This window comes from Allobosea sp. 2RAB26, assembly GCF_052115465.1.
In the GTDB taxonomy this organism is placed as follows: domain Bacteria; phylum Pseudomonadota; class Alphaproteobacteria; order Rhizobiales; family Beijerinckiaceae; genus Allobosea.
Window position 1 is genome coordinate 204,652 of the sequence record NZ_JBFRGS010000005.1, and the last position, 14,293, is coordinate 218,944.

Annotated in this window: 14 protein-coding genes and 1 riboswitch; of the genes, 5 read left to right on the forward strand and 9 right to left on the reverse strand. The window is 64.5% G+C overall.

What is annotated here, in order from left to right:
- Positions 1 to 41 precede the first annotated feature (41 nt).
- Positions 42 to 241: riboswitch (cobalamin riboswitch) on the reverse strand.
- Between the two features lie 17 nt (positions 242 to 258).
- From ccoS to AB4118_RS11400, 9 genes are all read right to left on the reverse strand, one after another.
- Positions 259 to 435 (reverse strand): cbb3-type cytochrome oxidase assembly protein CcoS, encoded by a 177-nt coding sequence (gene ccoS, locus AB4118_RS11360; protein WP_441489816.1) that lies wholly within the window; start codon positions 433 to 435, stop codon positions 259 to 261.
- A complete protein-coding gene (locus AB4118_RS11365) occupies positions 432 to 2,639 on the reverse strand; it encodes a heavy metal translocating P-type ATPase (RefSeq protein ID WP_441489817.1) in 2,208 nt (735 codons plus the stop codon). The genes ccoS and AB4118_RS11365 overlap by 4 nt, the downstream gene beginning before the upstream one ends.
- A gap of 4 nt (positions 2,640 to 2,643) precedes the next feature.
- Positions 2,644 to 3,168, reverse strand: a complete 525-nt coding sequence (locus AB4118_RS11370; RefSeq protein ID WP_441489818.1) for a FixH family protein — start codon at positions 3,166 to 3,168, stop codon at positions 2,644 to 2,646.
- Between the two features lie 34 nt (positions 3,169 to 3,202).
- Positions 3,203 to 4,639, reverse strand: coding sequence for a cytochrome c oxidase accessory protein CcoG (gene ccoG / locus AB4118_RS11375; RefSeq protein WP_441489819.1), 1,437 nt, complete (start codon positions 4,637 to 4,639; stop codon positions 3,203 to 3,205).
- Between the two features lies 1 nt (position 4,640).
- Entirely contained in the window at positions 4,641 to 5,528 is an 888-nt protein-coding gene (ccoP, locus tag AB4118_RS11380; RefSeq protein WP_441489820.1) for a cytochrome-c oxidase, cbb3-type subunit III, read from the reverse strand.
- Positions 5,529 to 5,531: 3 nt separating this feature from the next.
- Positions 5,532 to 5,687: a cbb3-type cytochrome c oxidase subunit 3 gene (locus tag AB4118_RS11385; RefSeq protein ID WP_441489821.1), complete on the reverse strand. Its 156-nt coding sequence runs from the start codon at positions 5,685 to 5,687 to the stop codon at positions 5,532 to 5,534.
- Positions 5,688 to 5,698: 11 nt separating this feature from the next.
- On the reverse strand, positions 5,699 to 6,463 hold the full coding sequence (gene ccoO, locus AB4118_RS11390; RefSeq protein ID WP_441489822.1) for a cytochrome-c oxidase, cbb3-type subunit II: 765 nt from the start codon (positions 6,461 to 6,463) through the stop codon (positions 5,699 to 5,701).
- A gap of 11 nt (positions 6,464 to 6,474) precedes the next feature.
- The gene (ccoN, locus tag AB4118_RS11395) at positions 6,475 to 8,142 is read right to left on the reverse strand and encodes a cytochrome-c oxidase, cbb3-type subunit I (protein ID WP_441489823.1); all 1,668 of its coding nucleotides are present in this window, start codon (positions 8,140 to 8,142) and stop codon (positions 6,475 to 6,477) included.
- Between the two features lie 175 nt (positions 8,143 to 8,317).
- Complete coding sequence (locus AB4118_RS11400; RefSeq protein ID WP_441490036.1) at positions 8,318 to 9,070, reverse strand: helix-turn-helix domain-containing protein; 753 nt, start codon at positions 9,068 to 9,070, stop codon at positions 8,318 to 8,320.
- A gap of 127 nt (positions 9,071 to 9,197) precedes the next feature.
- Here AB4118_RS11400 and AB4118_RS11405 point away from each other — a divergent pair, with 127 nt between their 5' ends.
- The 5 genes from AB4118_RS11405 (at position 9,198) to AB4118_RS11425 (ending at position 14,227) form a co-directional block, all read left to right on the forward strand.
- Positions 9,198 to 9,644 carry a hypothetical protein gene (locus tag AB4118_RS11405; RefSeq protein WP_441489824.1) on the forward strand — a complete coding sequence of 149 codons (447 nt, stop codon included), beginning with the start codon at positions 9,198 to 9,200 and terminating at the stop codon, positions 9,642 to 9,644.
- A 107-nt stretch (positions 9,645 to 9,751) separates the two neighbouring features.
- Complete coding sequence (locus tag AB4118_RS11410) at positions 9,752 to 10,456, forward strand: glutathione S-transferase N-terminal domain-containing protein (RefSeq protein ID WP_441489825.1); 705 nt, start codon at positions 9,752 to 9,754, stop codon at positions 10,454 to 10,456.
- Positions 10,457 to 10,779: 323 nt separating this feature from the next.
- Positions 10,780 to 12,231 carry a bifunctional 2-methylcitrate dehydratase/aconitate hydratase gene (locus AB4118_RS11415; RefSeq protein WP_441489826.1) on the forward strand — a complete coding sequence of 484 codons (1,452 nt, stop codon included), beginning with the start codon at positions 10,780 to 10,782 and terminating at the stop codon, positions 12,229 to 12,231.
- Positions 12,232 to 12,237: 6 nt separating this feature from the next.
- A complete protein-coding gene (gene prpB / locus AB4118_RS11420) occupies positions 12,238 to 13,170 on the forward strand; it encodes a methylisocitrate lyase (RefSeq protein WP_441489827.1) in 933 nt (310 codons plus the stop codon).
- Between the two features lie 106 nt (positions 13,171 to 13,276).
- The gene (locus tag AB4118_RS11425; protein WP_441489828.1) at positions 13,277 to 14,227 is read left to right on the forward strand and encodes a Bug family tripartite tricarboxylate transporter substrate binding protein; all 951 of its coding nucleotides are present in this window, start codon (positions 13,277 to 13,279) and stop codon (positions 14,225 to 14,227) included.
- The last annotated feature ends 66 nt before the right edge of the window (positions 14,228 to 14,293 follow it).

Consider the following 14,293-nt stretch of genomic DNA (forward strand, 5'->3'; position numbering starts at 1 on the left):
GTTCAACAAGCGATCGAAACACCCCGTCCGAACGTGTTCGCGTGTGACCACGGCTGACGGCAGGTCTCCTGGCTCGCGGGTCGGTGCCTTGACGCCGCCTTCCCAGGTCCGAGGGCCCAGTGGCGTGTGGCGAAAGGCTCGCCGCTTACAGTTGCGGGGGCAGCCACGGCATTGAATGGCGAACCATCCGCACCGCATTCCCTTTTGATCCCCTAAGGGAACCGTCGCCGGCGAGGTAAGGCCGGAACGGCAGCGGCGTCAATGATCGTTGAGGTTGGTGTCCCCAGGTGAGCGCAGGTCGTCATCCCTGAGGATGCGCCAGCTCGGCCCCTCGAGATCGCTGAACTGGCCGGTGCGCATGCACCAGAAGAAGGCTGCCAGCCCCAGCAGTCCGAGACCGAGCGCCAGCGGGAACAGGATCACCAGGATGTTCATGCGCTTGCTCCCGTATTCTGGCCGGGCAGGCCGCGCCCGGCGCGCAGGGCGTTCAGCGTGACCACCAGCGACGAGCCCGACATCGCGACGGCAGCAACCAGCGGCGTCGCGAACCCCGCGACGGCAATCGGCACCGCGACGGCATTGTACAACACCGCGAACCAGAGGTTTTCCAGCATGAGGTTGCGGGCGCTGCGGGCGATGCGCAGGCTGTCGGCGACCGGCATCAGGCTGTCGCCGATGAAGACGATGTCGGCCGATGCCTGCGCCAGGTCGGTCGCGCTGATCGGAGAGATCGAGACATGGGCCTTGGCAAGGGCCGGGGCGTCGTTCAACCCATCCCCGATCATCAGCACCTTGCGCCCCTTGGCGCTGAGCCGGTCGAGGGCCTTGAGCTTCTCGTCGGGGCGCAGGCCGGATTCGGCCTCCGTGATGCCGAGGGCCAACGCGACAGGCGCAACAGCTTCGCTCCGGTCGCCGGAGAGGATACGGATCTCGAGGCCAAGCTCGCGCAACGCGGCAATGCAGTCGCGCGCCTCCGGCCGTATCTGCTGGTCAACCGCGAAGACGGCGCATTCATTGCCATGGCGCCACGCGATCAGGGAGGCAGCCGGATGGCGGGCGGCGACGATTGCGGCTTCGGCCCCGACCCCGCAATAGCCGACACTGCCGAGGCGGGTTTCGATCCCGCCGACGATCGCGCTCAAGCCTGCGCCATGATTTTCGCTGACATCGCTCGCAGGTGCGGGATTGCCGGCGGCACGGGCGATGGCGCGGGCGAGAGGGTGGCGGCTCGCGGCAGCCAATCGGCCGGCGGCCTGCAAGGTTGCGGCATCGATCTCGTCGCCATTGACCAGATCGGGGTCAGGCAAGGTGAGTGTGCCGGTCTTGTCGAAGACTGCGACATCAGCCTCGGCGAGGCGTTCCAGCGCATCACCCTGTTTCAACATGACCTTGCGCTTGAACAGGGCTGAGGCGGCAACGACCTGCACGGCTGGAATCGCGAGCCCGAGCGCGCAGGGGCAGGTGATGATCAAAACGGTGATGGCGATGATCAGGGCTTCGGGCCAGGGCAGACCGAAGGCGATCCAGCCCAAGAGAGTCGCGAGCGCAGTGGCGTGGACAAGAGGGGCGTAGAGCCTGGCCGCCCGGTCGGAGAGCTTGACATAGCGCGACCGGCTTTCGACCGCGCGCGCCATCAGCGCATCGATCTCATCGAGCAGCGTGCCGCTGGCGGCAGCCGCGACCTTTACCGTCAAGGCTCCGGAGAGGTTGAGGGTACCGGCATAGACCTGTGCGCCGGGCGCGACGGCGTGCGGCAGGGTTTCGCCCGTGACCAGACTCTGGTCGATTTCGGAATGGCCGGTCTCGATGACGCCATCGACGCTGATGCGCTCGCCGGGCTGGATCAGGACACGGTCGCCCGTGGCGATCGCCGCGATCGGCATCACCACCGCCTCGCCATTCGGCATCAGCCGGGTCGCTGTTTCCGCCTTCAGCGCGGCGAGATTGCCGGCGAGGTCGCGCGTGCGGCGGCGCATCAGCTGGTCGAGATAGCGCCCGATCAGCAGGAAGAAGATCAGCATCACCGCGCCGTCGAAATAAGCATGCTCGGCGTGGTTCCAGGTCACCACCACCGACATGCCGAGCGCGAGCACGATGCCAAGCGTGATCGGCACGTCCATGTTGACGGCGCCGGCGCGCAGTGCCCGGAGAGCGCTCTCGAAGAAGGGGCGGCCGGCATAGGCGGCGGTCGGCAAGGCAATCAGGGCCGAGAGCCAGTGAAAGAAGTCGCGCGTGACCGGATTGATGTCACTGCTATTGCCCGACCAGACCGAGACGGAGAGCAGCATGATATTCATCGAGGCGAAGCCGGCGACGCCGAGATAGCGCAACAGCCGCCTTTCCTCGCTTGTGTCGTCATCCCGCCCGGAGGCCGGCAGGAAGGGGTATGCCTTGAAGCCGAGCCGGGAGAGGCGCTCGATCACGGCCTCGGGGCGCAGCGCGCCTTCCGTCCACTCGACCGTGACGCGCGTCAGCGCGAGATTGACGCGGGCGCTGAGGATACCGGCCTCGCGGGCGAGGCCGTTCTCTATCGCGTGCATGCAGCCGGCGCAGCGGATGTTCTCCACCGCGAGTTCCATGCCCGCGACCCCACTCTCACGATGGCGGACGAAGACCGAGAGATCCTGCTGCGCGGCCATGCGGTCAGTCCTTCAGCATGATGCGGCTGCGTGAGGAGAAGACCGCTTCGCCACCGTTCGTTGCCTCGACCACCAGGGTCCAGGCGCCGGCATGCAGGCCAGGCACCTTGGCGCTGTACTGGCCCGGCGCTGTTTCGGTCAGCGTCACGTCGCGGTCCTGCTGCCGCGTCGCCGGGTGCTGCAGCTTCGCCTCGACCGCGAGTCCGGTCACTGCTGCGCCCGTCTTGTCCTTCAGTGCGAGCGAAACAACCGCATCGGCGCCGGCGCGCGCGACCTCGCTCTGGGCCAGCCAGCCGCGCGCGGCCTGCGCCTGCATGCGCGCGATCTCGCTGTTGAAGCGCTGGCTGGTCTCATAGGCGCTCTTCACATCGGCGCCGGGCATGGTCCGGATGGCCGAGACCATCATCACGCCATTGACGCCCGCGACGACGATGAAGAATCCTATCATGCAGAAGAGCACGGCGCGCCCGCTCAGTTCGAAGGGGCGACGCCGGTCTGGCGCCGGCGGGGCTGGAAAATCGATCGGCATGATGAAGCCTCCGCAACAGGTCATGATGCGTTCTCTAGGGAGCGATGAAATGATCCCCGGCGGTCACGACCTCGCCGGCGAACAGATCGGACGCGGTGAAGGTGATCGGCTGGGATTTGTCGAGAGGAATGCCGGCCGGCACCGTGACCAGCGCGCGGATTTCGCGCGAGGAATCGGGATCGACCGTGATGATCGGGCGAAGATCGGCCGTCGCCTGAGTTCCGACGGTCTCGACCCGGATGCCGGGTACGCCGGCGACGGTGAGCGCAAAGGGGCGGGAGTCCGGTCGCTTGTTCAGCAGGCGCACGGTGTAGGCATTACGGATCGAACCGTCGCTGAGCGTGACGAAGAGCGGAGTGCGTTCGTGCAGCACCGAGATGCCCGCGGTGCTGCGGGTCGCGAGCTGGTAGATCATCGCTCCGCCGACGAGCCCGATCAGCGCGGCGTAGATCAGCGTGCGCGCGCGGATCAGGCGATAAACCGGCTTCTGGCCGGCGATCCGCCGCTTGACGTTGTCGTCGGTGTCATAGGCGATCAATCCCAGCGGGCGGTTGATCTTGAGCATGACCGTATCGCAGGCATCGATGCACAAGCCGCACTGGATGCAGTCCATCTGCGAGCCGTCGCGGATGTCTATGCCCGTCGGGCAGACTGCGACGCACTGGAAGCAGTCGATGCAATCGCCGGCCGGCTGATTGTCGGCACGCAGGCGGGTGGCCTGCTTGACCGAGACACGCGGGTCGCCGCGGTCGTAGCGATAGGTGACGTTGAGGGCGTCGTCGTCGGTCAGCGCCGCCTGGATGCGCGGCCACGGGCACATGAAGTTGCAGACCTGCTCGCGCATGATCCCGGCGAGCGCATAGGTTGTGAAGGTCAGGATGCCGATCCAGACATAGGCAGAGAGCGGCGCGGTGAAGGTCGCGAGCTCCCGCACCAGGGTCGGCGCATCCGCGAAATAGAGCACCCAGGCGCCGCCGGTCCACCAGGCGATCACGAGCCAGACCAGGTGCTTGCCGGTCTTCCTTGCAAGCTTGTCGGCCGTCCAGGGACCCTCGTCGCGTTTCATCCGTTCGCGCCGGTCGCCCTCGAAAGCGCGTTCGACGGCGAGGAAGAGGTCGGTCCAGACCGTTTGCGGGCAAAGATAGCCACACCAGACCCGGCCGGCGACAGCGTTCATCAGGAACAGGATGAAGGCGGCCAGGATCAGCAGGCCGGTGAAGTAGTAGACCTCCTGTGGCCAGATCTCGATGAAGAAGAAGTAGAAGCGATTATTGGCGATGTCGGCGAGGACTGCCTGGTTCGGCAGGTTGGGGCCGCGGTCCCAACGCAGGAAGGGCAGGAGGTAGTAGAGGCCGAGGCAGAGGATGAGGATGATCCACTTGGCGCGCCGGAACGGGCCCGACACACTCTGCGGATAAACCTTCTTCGACGGTGCGAAGAGCGGAGCGTCTTCGCTTTCCGCGAGTGCCATGTCATTGGCCTCCGCCGAGTGAGTGGACATAGATGGTCAGGGCCTTGATCGTGGTCGGGTCGAGCCGCTGGCCCCAGGCGGGCATCACGCCGTTGCGGCTGTTGGTGATGGTCTCCGTCAGCGACGCGAGATCCATGCCGTAGAGCGAGATGGCGTCGGTCAGATCCGGCGCTCCGAGTTCCTGGTTGCCCTTGCCGGCAGGCCCATGGCATGCGGCGCAATTGTCGGCGAAGAGTTTGCGGCCGAGCGCGAGGTTGGCCTTGGGTTGCGTCGACAGGCCGGCCAGCTCGCGCACGTGGTTGGCGACCGCGCTGATCTCCTCTTTCTTCAGCATGCCGTCGCGTCCGAAAGCCGGCATCTGGCTGACGCGAGTGTCGTTGTTGCCGGCGACGCGGATGCCGTGCTGCAGCGTTGTCTGGATTGCGGCAAGCGAGCCGCCCCAGAGCCACTCGTCGTCGTTCAGGTTGGGATAGCCCTTGCCGCCGCTGCCGCCGACGCCGTGGCAGGCTGCGCAATTGTCGCCGAAGGCGGCTTTGCCCTGTGCCATTGCGACGCGAAACAGGGCGGGGTCGGCCTTGATCTGCTCGAGCGAGGCGTCGGCGAGGCCGCTGGCCAGTGCGGCGCGGTCCTTGCGCATGATCGCGAGATCATCCTCGATCTCCTGCCGCGAAGCATAGCCGATGACGCCCTTGGTGGCGTCGGTCAGCAGCGGCCAAGCCGGGTAGATGACCCAATAGCCGACCGACCAGATGATCGTGGCGTAGAAGATGCCGAGCCACCAGCGCGGCAGCGGCGTGTTGAGCTCGCGAATGCCGTCCCATTCATGGCCGGTGGTCGACTGGCCGGTGACGGCATCGAATTCGGAGGCAGGATCTTGATGCTTGTTCATGGCTCAGTCCTCCCGAAGGGGAGTGTGGGCGGCCTCGTCGAAGCGCGCGCGGTTGCTCGGCCAGAGCGCGTAGAGGCAAACGGCCAGGAAGGTGCCGACGAAGTAGAGCAGGCCGGCGGATTGGGCGAAGCCCGCGAGCCAATGGTAGGTCGTTTCCATGGTGCCCTCGCTCAACGGATGTTGGCCTTGGTGTCGTAGAGCTTGAAGTCGACGAGCGTGCCGAGGACCTGGAGGTAAGCAATCAGCGCGTCGGCTTCGGTGATCCGCTTGGGATCGCCATCGAAATCGCGGATCTGGACCTTCGGGTAGCGCGCTTCGAACTCGGCTGCCCTCGGGTGGTCGGGCGTGGCCTGGGCCTCGAGGTCGCTCGCGGCCTGCGCGATCATCTCGTCGGTATAGGGCACGCCGCCGCCACGATTGGCGCGCAGGTGATCGGCGATGTCATTGAAACGCAGCTCGGTCTTCGCCAGGAAGGGGTAGCCAGGCATGATCGACTGCGGCACCAGCGCGCGCGGCTGATTGAGATGACCGAGTTGCCATTCGTCGGAATACTTGCCGCCGACGCGGGAGAGGTCGGGACCGGTCCGCTTCGAGCCCCACTGGAAGGGCTTGTCGTACATGCTCTCGGCCGCCAGCGAATAGGGTCCGTAGCGCTCGATTTCGTCGCGCAGCGGCCGGATCATCTGGCTATGGCAGTTGTAGCAGCCCTCGCGGACATAGATGTCGCGGCCGGCAAGCTCCAGCGGCGTATAGGGCCGCATGCCTTCGACTTTCTCGATCGTGTTGCGCAGGTAGAAGAGCGGCGCGATCTCGACGAGACCGCCGACCGAGATCACCAGCAGCACGCCGATGACCAGGATGATCGAGTTGGTCTCGAAGATCTTGTGCTTGAGCCAGAGCGACTTGCGCGGAGCTCGGTTATCAGTGCTCGACATCTGAGCGTTCCTCACTGCGCGGGGACGAGCTGCGGCTGCAGCACATGGTCATCGCTCGGGGCGTCGACCGTCCCGTGCCTGACCGTCATCCAGAGATTGAAAGCCATGATCAGAGCCCCGGTCAGGAAGAGCCCGCCGCCGAGCGCCCTGATGACGTAGTAGGGTTTCATCGCCGCTACGGTTTCGATGAAGGAGTATTCGAGGAACCCGAGCGAGGTGTAGGCGCGCCACATCAGGCCTTGCATGATGCCGGAGACCCACATCGCCGAGATGTAGAAGACGATTCCGAGCGTCGAGATCCAGAAGTGCCAGTTGACGAGCTTCAGCGAATACAGCTCGCGCCGATTCCAAAGCCAGGGAACGAGGCAGTAGATCGCACCGAAGGAAATATAGGCAACCCAGCCAAGCGCGCCGGAATGGACATGGCCGATCGTCCAGTCGGTGTAGTGCGAGAGCGAGTTGACAGCCTTGATCGACATCAGAGGACCTTCGAAGGTCGACATGCCGTAGAAGGCGAGCGAGACCACCATCATGCGCAGCACGGGGTCGGTGCGCAGCTTGTCCCAGGCGCCGGACAGCGTCATCAGCCCGTTGATCATACCACCCCAGGACGGCATCCAGAGCATGATCGAGAAGGTCATACCGAGGGTCTGCGCCCAGTCGGGCAGGGCGGTGTAGTGCAGGTGGTGCGGGCCGGCCCAGATGTAGAGGAAGATCAGCGCCCAGAAATGGATGATCGAGAGACGGTAGCTGTAGACCGGTCGACCGGCGCGCTTCGGCACGAAATAGTACATGATCGCGAGGAAGCCGGCGGTGAGGAAGAAGCCGACCGCGTTATGGCCGTACCACCACTGGAACATCGCATCCTGGACACCCGACCAGACGACATAGGATTTCGGCGAGAGGATCGAGACCGGGAGCGCCAGATTATTGCCGATATGCAGGACGGCGATCGTCAGGATGAAGCCGAGATAGAACCAGTTCGCCACATAGATGTGGGGCTCCTTGCGCTTGGCCAAAGTCGCGAGGAAGACCAGCAGATAGACCACCCAGACGATGGTCAGCCAGAGATCGGCATACCATTCGGGCTCGGCGTATTCCTTGCCTTGAGTGATGCCGAGCAGGTAGCCGGTGCCGGCGAGCACGATGAAGAAGTTGTAGCCCAGCACGACGAACCACGGCGCGATGTCGCCCGCCAGGCGCGCGCGTGACGTGCGCTGCACGACGTAGAAGGACGTGCCGATCAGCACGTTGCCGCCGAAGGCGAAGATCACCGCCGAGGTGTGAAGCGGCCGCATCCGGCCGAAATTCGTCCAGGGCAGGTCGAAATTCAGGTCGGGGAAGGCGAGCTGAAGCGCGATGATCAGGCCGACGGTGAACCCGGCGATGCCCCAGACCATTGCGGCCACGGTCGCGAACTTGACCGGGTCCATATTGTAGTTCGGCTTGCCGTCGACCTCCTGCGGCGCGGGGCTCGGCGCCGGGCTGAAGCAGCGATTGCCGATCAGGAACACCGCGACAAGCGAGGCGACCGCCCCAAGGCTGATATGGAAGGCATAGGCAGGATCGGGTGTCAGGGCGGCGATGACGAGGAGCGGCAACACGCAGCCCGCCGCCAATACGAGACCTCCCATTTCTCCCGTCGTCGCGCGCCTGATCGGATACCCTGTCGCCGCCATGGCCAGCCCTCGTTTGCTGCAGCGCATCAATGCTGCCAATCGAGAGCGTTAGCGAAGCGGAGCGAGGCGGGCCTTGATGCAGATCAACGCGACCTGAGGAAGGCTCCTGTGTTGCGCTGCGGAATCAGGAAAGGGCGCCGGTTGGACGGCGCCCTTCAAGCTGCGAGAGCTGCGATCAGGCTGCTGCGACCAATTCCATATGGTCGGTTTTGAGCAGGCGCACACCATCCGGCACGATCAGGATCGTCTTGTCCTTCGCGAGCTTGGTGAAGGTGCGGCTCACCGTTTCGATCGTCAGGCCGAGGAAGTCAGCGATGTCCTGGCGGCTCATCGGCAGCGGCACCGTCACCGACGGCTTGCCCAGTTTGGCCCAGCGATCGCGCATGGTCAGCAGGAAGCAGATCACCCGTTCCTCTGCGCTGCGGCGGCCGAGCAGCATCATCTGCTCCTGGGCCAGCGTGAGTTCATGGGTCGCGAATTCATGCAGGCGACGCAGCAGATGCGGCTTGGCGTTGACCAAGGCGGCGTATGACGAACGCGAGAAGGCGCAGGCCGACACCGAGTCGACTGCGTCGGCGGAGAAGCCGAAGGCATCGCGCATCGCCAGCCCAAGGAAATCGCCCGGCAAGGCGAAGCCGATGATCTGTCGGCGTCCGTCCGGCAGCAGCTTGTAGAGTCGCACCATGCCTTCGATGATGTTGTAGACGGAATGGGCCGGGTGGTCCTGAACGAAGACCGTTTCCTTGGCGTCGAACGAGGTGTGGTGGGAGAGGGCGTTGAGCTCCTCCAGTTCCTCGACGGAAAGCGACGCGCATACGCTCGCGAGGCGGACCTTGCAGGCAAGGCATCCGCTGTCACGTCTCGAATCATTGCCGCAAGCGGCCTGCTGGCAGTCCACGCGTTCGTACCTCCGTGAACAAGGGAGCATCATGCCTTGTTCCCAGTCATTCGGACCCTAGCCGGAAGGGCGAGGGCGCTCGTTGATCTGCATCAATGCAGACGTTCAGGTGTTCACCTCTGCTGACCTATCTCCGCTCAGCAGTTCGGCAATCGTAATGGAAGATATTTTCGAGGCGGTACGCGTCACATCGCAGCAGGCACAAGCGGCCTATGCATTGATGGCGATGGCGAACCCGGGCCTCAGCATCGGTGACTGGGCGGCTTACCTGCGCCGCTACGAGAAGGAGACAGGCCAGGAGCGCGGCCTGATTGCGCTTTATGACCGGCGTCGCTGCATCCACGGGATCTTCGCTTACGAGGTCGCCCAGCCGCTTTCGCGGGAGGCGACGCTCAATGTCTCCGAACTGGCCTCGGTGCGCCTGCCTGGGACCGTCCTGATCGATGCCCTCATGCGCTTCGCCAACGCTCTCGCCGGCGATCTCAATCTTCCCGCCATTGCGCTCGAGCTCGAGCCCTCGGCCGTCTGGGCGCAGGACCAGGTCGCCATGGAGCAGCGGGGTTTTGCGCTCGAACGAATTCGGATGCGGGGTCGGACCTGGTAACAGCTCACGAGATCGTCGCATTGGTGGCGGGTGAATCTGGGTAAGGTCGCGCAGTACCACGGGAGAATCCGTTCCCGGGTGCCTGATTCGAGCCTTTGGAGCCCCGGATGTCCGACCTTTCCGCTTTTCCGATCACCCTGCGCTGGCCGGCCCAGCACCCCGACCGCATCCAGCTCTATTCGTTGCCGACGCCGAATGGCGTGAAGGCCTCGATCATGCTGGAGGAGACCGGGCTGCCCTATGAACCGCACACGATCAATATCGGGCAAAACGAGACCTGGACCGAAGAGTTCCTGTCCCTCAACCCGAACGGCAAGATTCCTGCGATCATCGACCCCAACGGGCCCGGCGGCAAGCCGATCGGCCTGTTCGAGTCAGGGGCGATCCTGATCTATCTCGCCGAGAAGGCGGGGAAGTTCCTGCCGGCCGATCCGGCGGAACGCTATGAGACGATCCAGTGGGTATTCTTCCAGATGGCCGCGATCGGGCCGATGTTCGGTCAACTCGGCTTCTTCCATAAGTTTGCAGGGCGTGACTACGAGGACAAGCGTCCACGTGACCGCTACGCGGCCGAGAGCAAGCGCTTGCTCGGTGTGCTGGAGACGCGCCTCGCCGGGCGCGACTGGATCATGGGCGATGCCTATACGATCGCCGACATCTCCCTGCTCGGCTGGGTTCGCAATCTGGTTGGATTCTATGGGGCGGGCGAACTGGTCGACTATGCCAGCCTGAAGCACGTGCCGGCATGGCTCGAGCGCGGGCTTGCGCGCCCCGCCGTTCAGCGTGGGCTCGAAATCCCGAAGCGGCCTTGAGGGTTGCGATGCAGCCGCCATCGTTGCGGCTGCATCCTGTTCTAATTCCCCCGGGTTCCCTGAATCTTACGCCGACTTCCTAAGGTCGGCCTGGAGCCCCGCACGAAGGGATGTGGTCGGGCACCGATTTGCCAAGCCCTCAGCCAGGACGAGAGCCGCCAACAGGGAGCCTGAATCGGCTGGCGCTCGATCATGTGTCGACAGTATTTGATTTTATGCGCGCTGAAGCTTGCGTTTCGGCCGTTCGCATGAAACATATGTCGACAATAAATCTCCGGCGGCGCTTGGCGACCAGCCGGATCGGCGTGAGGAAATGCCTGTCCATGGCTCGATTCAACAACAATGAACGTCCGGCTCCGGACGGCGTGCTCGCCGATATCGCGGATTATGTCCTGAACTATCGTGTCGACAGTTCGCTCGCATACGAGACCGCCCGCAACTGTCTGCTGGACACGCTCGGCTGTGGGCTCGAGGCGTTGGAATATCCCGCCTGCACCAAGCTGCTCGGCCCGGTCGTGCCGGGAACCGTGGTTCCGAACGGCGCGCGCGTGCCCGGCACGCCCTATCAGCTCGATCCCGTCCAGGCCGCCTTCAATATCGGCACGATGATCCGCTGGCTTGATTTCAATGATTGCTGGCTCGCTGCGGAGTGGGGCCATCCGTCGGATAATCTCGGCGGCATCCTGGCCGTGGCCGACTGGTTGTCACGGACCGCGGTCGCGTCCGGGCGGCCGCCGCTGACCATGCATGATGTGCTGACCGCGATGATCAAGGCCCATGAGATCCAGGGCTGTCTCGCGCTTGAGAATGCGTTCAACAAGGTCGGGATCGATCATGTCATCCTGGTCAAGGTCGCCTCGACGGCCGTGGTTGCCGGGTTGCTCGGCCTGAACCGCGACGAAATCATCAATGCGCTGTCACTTGCCTTCGTCGATGGGCAAGCCCTGCGAACCTATCGCCATGCACCCAATGCCGGCTCGCGCAAGAGCTGGGCGGCCGGTGATGCTACGAGCCGGGCAGTGCGGCTCGCCTTGATCGCCGGGAGTGGCGAGATGGGCTATCCCTCGGCCCTGACGGCGAAGACCTGGGGCTTTTACGACGCCTCGTTCCGTGGCCAGGAATTCAAGTTCCAGCGGCCCTACGGCTCCTATGTGATGGAGCATGTGCTGTTCAAGATTTCCTATCCGGCTGAGTTCCATGCGCAGACGGCCGTCGAGGCCGCGATGACGCTGCAGGCCCATCTCCAGAAGATCGGGCGCAGCAGCGAGGATATCGCTTCGATCCGCGTCCGTACGCACGAGGCTTGCATCCGGATCATCGACAAGCGCGGACCGCTGCATAACCCGGCCGACCGCGACCATACCCTCCAGTACATGGTCGCCGTGCCGCTGATCCTCGGACGGCTTACCGCAGGCGATTACGAAGACGATATCGCCGCCGATCCGCGCATCGACGCGCTTCGCGACAAGATCGAATGCGTCGAGGATCCTGCCTTCACCCGCGATTATCACGATCCGGAAAAGCGCTCGATCGCCAACGCCATGACGATCACGCTGAATGACGGGACGGTGCTGCCCGAACTGGTGGTCGAATATCCTATCGGCCACAAGCGCCGCCGGGGCGACGGCATCCCGCTGCTCGAGGCCAAATTCCGCGGCAATCTCGCGCGCCGCTTCGTCGAGAAGCGCCAGCGTCAGATTCTCGATGTCTCGCTCGATCAGGCGCGGCTCGAGGCCATGCCGGTGCACGACTACGTCGATCTCTACGCGAACTGAGGCCCCATGCCCTATCTCGTTGCCTCCGACTGTCCTTCGCAACCGGCCGGCGAGCGCTTTCGAGCGCTGGTCGGGCGGGGTGGTATCGTCCGGTTGCCCGGCAGCCATAACGGCATGGCAGCGCTGCAGGCGAAAGCTGCCGGCTTCGAGGCGCTCTATCTCTCAGGCGCGGCGATGACGGCTTCGATGGGGCTGCCCGATCTCGGCATCATCACGGTCGACGAGGTTGCCTTCTTCATCCGGCAGGTTGCGCGGGCCAGTGGTCTGCCGGTGCTGGTCGATGGCGATACCGGCTATGGCGAGGCTCTCAATGTCATGAACATGGTCCGCGCCTTCGAGGACGCGGGGGCGGGGGCGGTCCATATCGAAGACCAGTTGCTGCCCAAGAAATGCGGGCATCTCAACGACAAGAAGCTCGCAGACGCCCAGGACATGGCGGCCAAGATTGCGGCTGCTGTCAAGGCGCGCCGGCATCTCTACGTCATCGCCCGCACCGATGCCGCGGCGAGCGAGGGCATCGATGGCGCGGTCGCGCGCGCACAACTCTACCTCGATGCCGGTGCGGACGCGATCTTTCCCGAGGCACTGACCACCGCGGAGATGTTCAAGGAGTTCGCGCGCCGTGTGCCGGGCGTGCCGCTGCTCGCCAACATGACCGAGTTCGGGCGCACGCCCTTCTTCACCGCGTCCGAGTTCGAGGCAATGGGCTACCGCATGGTGATCTGGCCGGTCTCGTCGCTGCGCGTCGCCAACAAGGCGCAGGAGAGGCTTTACGCTGCGTTGGCTCGGGATGGCGGCACGCATGGCATGGTCGAGCAGATGCAGACCCGCGCCGAACTCTACGCGGCCATCGGGCTGCATGACTATGAGGCGCTCGACGCTTCGATCGTCGCGACCATCACACCGGAAGCCATGCCGCAGCATGAGCGGAGCGCCTGACGACAGTTATGCGAGCCGGGGCGTAGCCGGTGGATCAATTCCGCGCGTCGCGCGGCAAGACACGACCAGCCAGACAAGGCGGCGACAACCAACGGGAGGAAACGAGATGTTGAGGCGTCTGATGACGACTGGCGCGCTGGCGCTGGTCCTGAGCACGGGTATGGCCGTTGCCGAACCGGCCAAGGTGATGATCCCTGCCAATCCGGGTGGAGGCTGGGATGGTGCGGGCCGGCACACGATGGCGGCTTTCGCGCAGTCGAAGGTCTTCACGGACGGCGCGTCCTTCACCAACAAGGGCGGCGCTGCCGGCACGATCGGGCTTGCCGAATTCGTTCGCACCGCCAAGGGTGACGACAACGCGCTCCTGGTGACGGGCGTCATCATGGTCGGTGGCGTCATCACCAACCAGACGCCTGTGTCCCTGAAGGACACTACCCCGCTGCTGCGCCTGACGAATGAGTACAACGCGATCGCCGTGCCCGCGAATTCGCCGATCAAGACGCCGCAGGATTTCATCGCGGCGATGAAGGCTGATCCCGGCGCGCTCTCCGTTGGCGGCGGTTCGGCCGGCGGCGCAGACCACGTCATGCTGGCGCTGCTTGCCAAGCATGCCGGGGCTCCGGTCGCGAAGATCAATTTCGTGTCCTTCTCGGGTGGGGAAATCCTGGCTGCTCTCGGCGGTGGCAAGATCAAGGCCGCGATCTCCGGCGCCTCGGAATTTCGCCAGTTCGCCGAAACCGGTCGCATCCGCATCATCGCGGTCTCGGGCCCGACGCGCGTCGACGGACTCAATGCGCCGACGTTGAAGGAATCCGGCATTCCGGTCGAGATCGGCAACTGGCGCGGCTTCGTCGGCGCGCCTGGTATGAGCGAGGCGGCCAAGAAGACCTGGCTCGAGCGCTTCGCCAAGCTGCACCAGACACCGGTCTGGAAGGAAACCCTGAAGACCCAGGGCTGGGAAGACGCCTACCTCCCGGGCGACCAGTTCGCTGCCTTCCTCAAGGCCGAGGATGCGAGCTGGTCGAGCGCACTCAAGGAAGTCGGTATCCTGAAATGACGGCCTGTCGGCGCGGCGCGTGACCGATGGTTGCGCGCCGTCGCCGACACTTGCTCTCGCGGAGCC

Coding starts and splice junctions, on each gene's coding strand:
- ccoS (WP_441489816.1), bottom strand. CDS start 435: ATGAACATCCTGGTGATCCTGTTCCCGCTGGCGCTCGGTCTCGGACTG.
- AB4118_RS11365 (WP_441489817.1), bottom strand. CDS start 2,639: ATGGCCGCGCAGCAGGATCTCTCGGTCTTCGTCCGCCATCGTGAGAGT.
- AB4118_RS11370 (WP_441489818.1), bottom strand. CDS start 3,168: ATGCCGATCGATTTTCCAGCCCCGCCGGCGCCAGACCGGCGTCGCCCC.
- ccoG (WP_441489819.1), bottom strand. CDS start 4,639: ATGGCACTCGCGGAAAGCGAAGACGCTCCGCTCTTCGCACCGTCGAAG.
- ccoP (WP_441489820.1), bottom strand. CDS start 5,528: ATGAACAAGCATCAAGATCCTGCCTCCGAATTCGATGCCGTCACCGGC.
- AB4118_RS11385 (WP_441489821.1), bottom strand. CDS start 5,687: ATGGAAACGACCTACCATTGGCTCGCGGGCTTCGCCCAATCCGCCGGC.
- ccoO (WP_441489822.1), bottom strand. CDS start 6,463: ATGTCGAGCACTGATAACCGAGCTCCGCGCAAGTCGCTCTGGCTCAAG.
- ccoN (WP_441489823.1), bottom strand. CDS start 8,142: ATGGCGGCGACAGGGTATCCGATCAGGCGCGCGACGACGGGAGAAATG.
- AB4118_RS11400 (WP_441490036.1), bottom strand. CDS start 9,070: ATGCTCCCTTGTTCACGGAGGTACGAACGCGTGGACTGCCAGCAGGCC.
- AB4118_RS11405 (WP_441489824.1), top strand. CDS start 9,198: ATGGAAGATATTTTCGAGGCGGTACGCGTCACATCGCAGCAGGCACAA.
- AB4118_RS11410 (WP_441489825.1), top strand. CDS start 9,752: ATGTCCGACCTTTCCGCTTTTCCGATCACCCTGCGCTGGCCGGCCCAG.
- AB4118_RS11415 (WP_441489826.1), top strand. CDS start 10,780: ATGGCTCGATTCAACAACAATGAACGTCCGGCTCCGGACGGCGTGCTC.
- prpB (WP_441489827.1), top strand. CDS start 12,238: ATGCCCTATCTCGTTGCCTCCGACTGTCCTTCGCAACCGGCCGGCGAG.
- AB4118_RS11425 (WP_441489828.1), top strand. CDS start 13,277: ATGTTGAGGCGTCTGATGACGACTGGCGCGCTGGCGCTGGTCCTGAGC.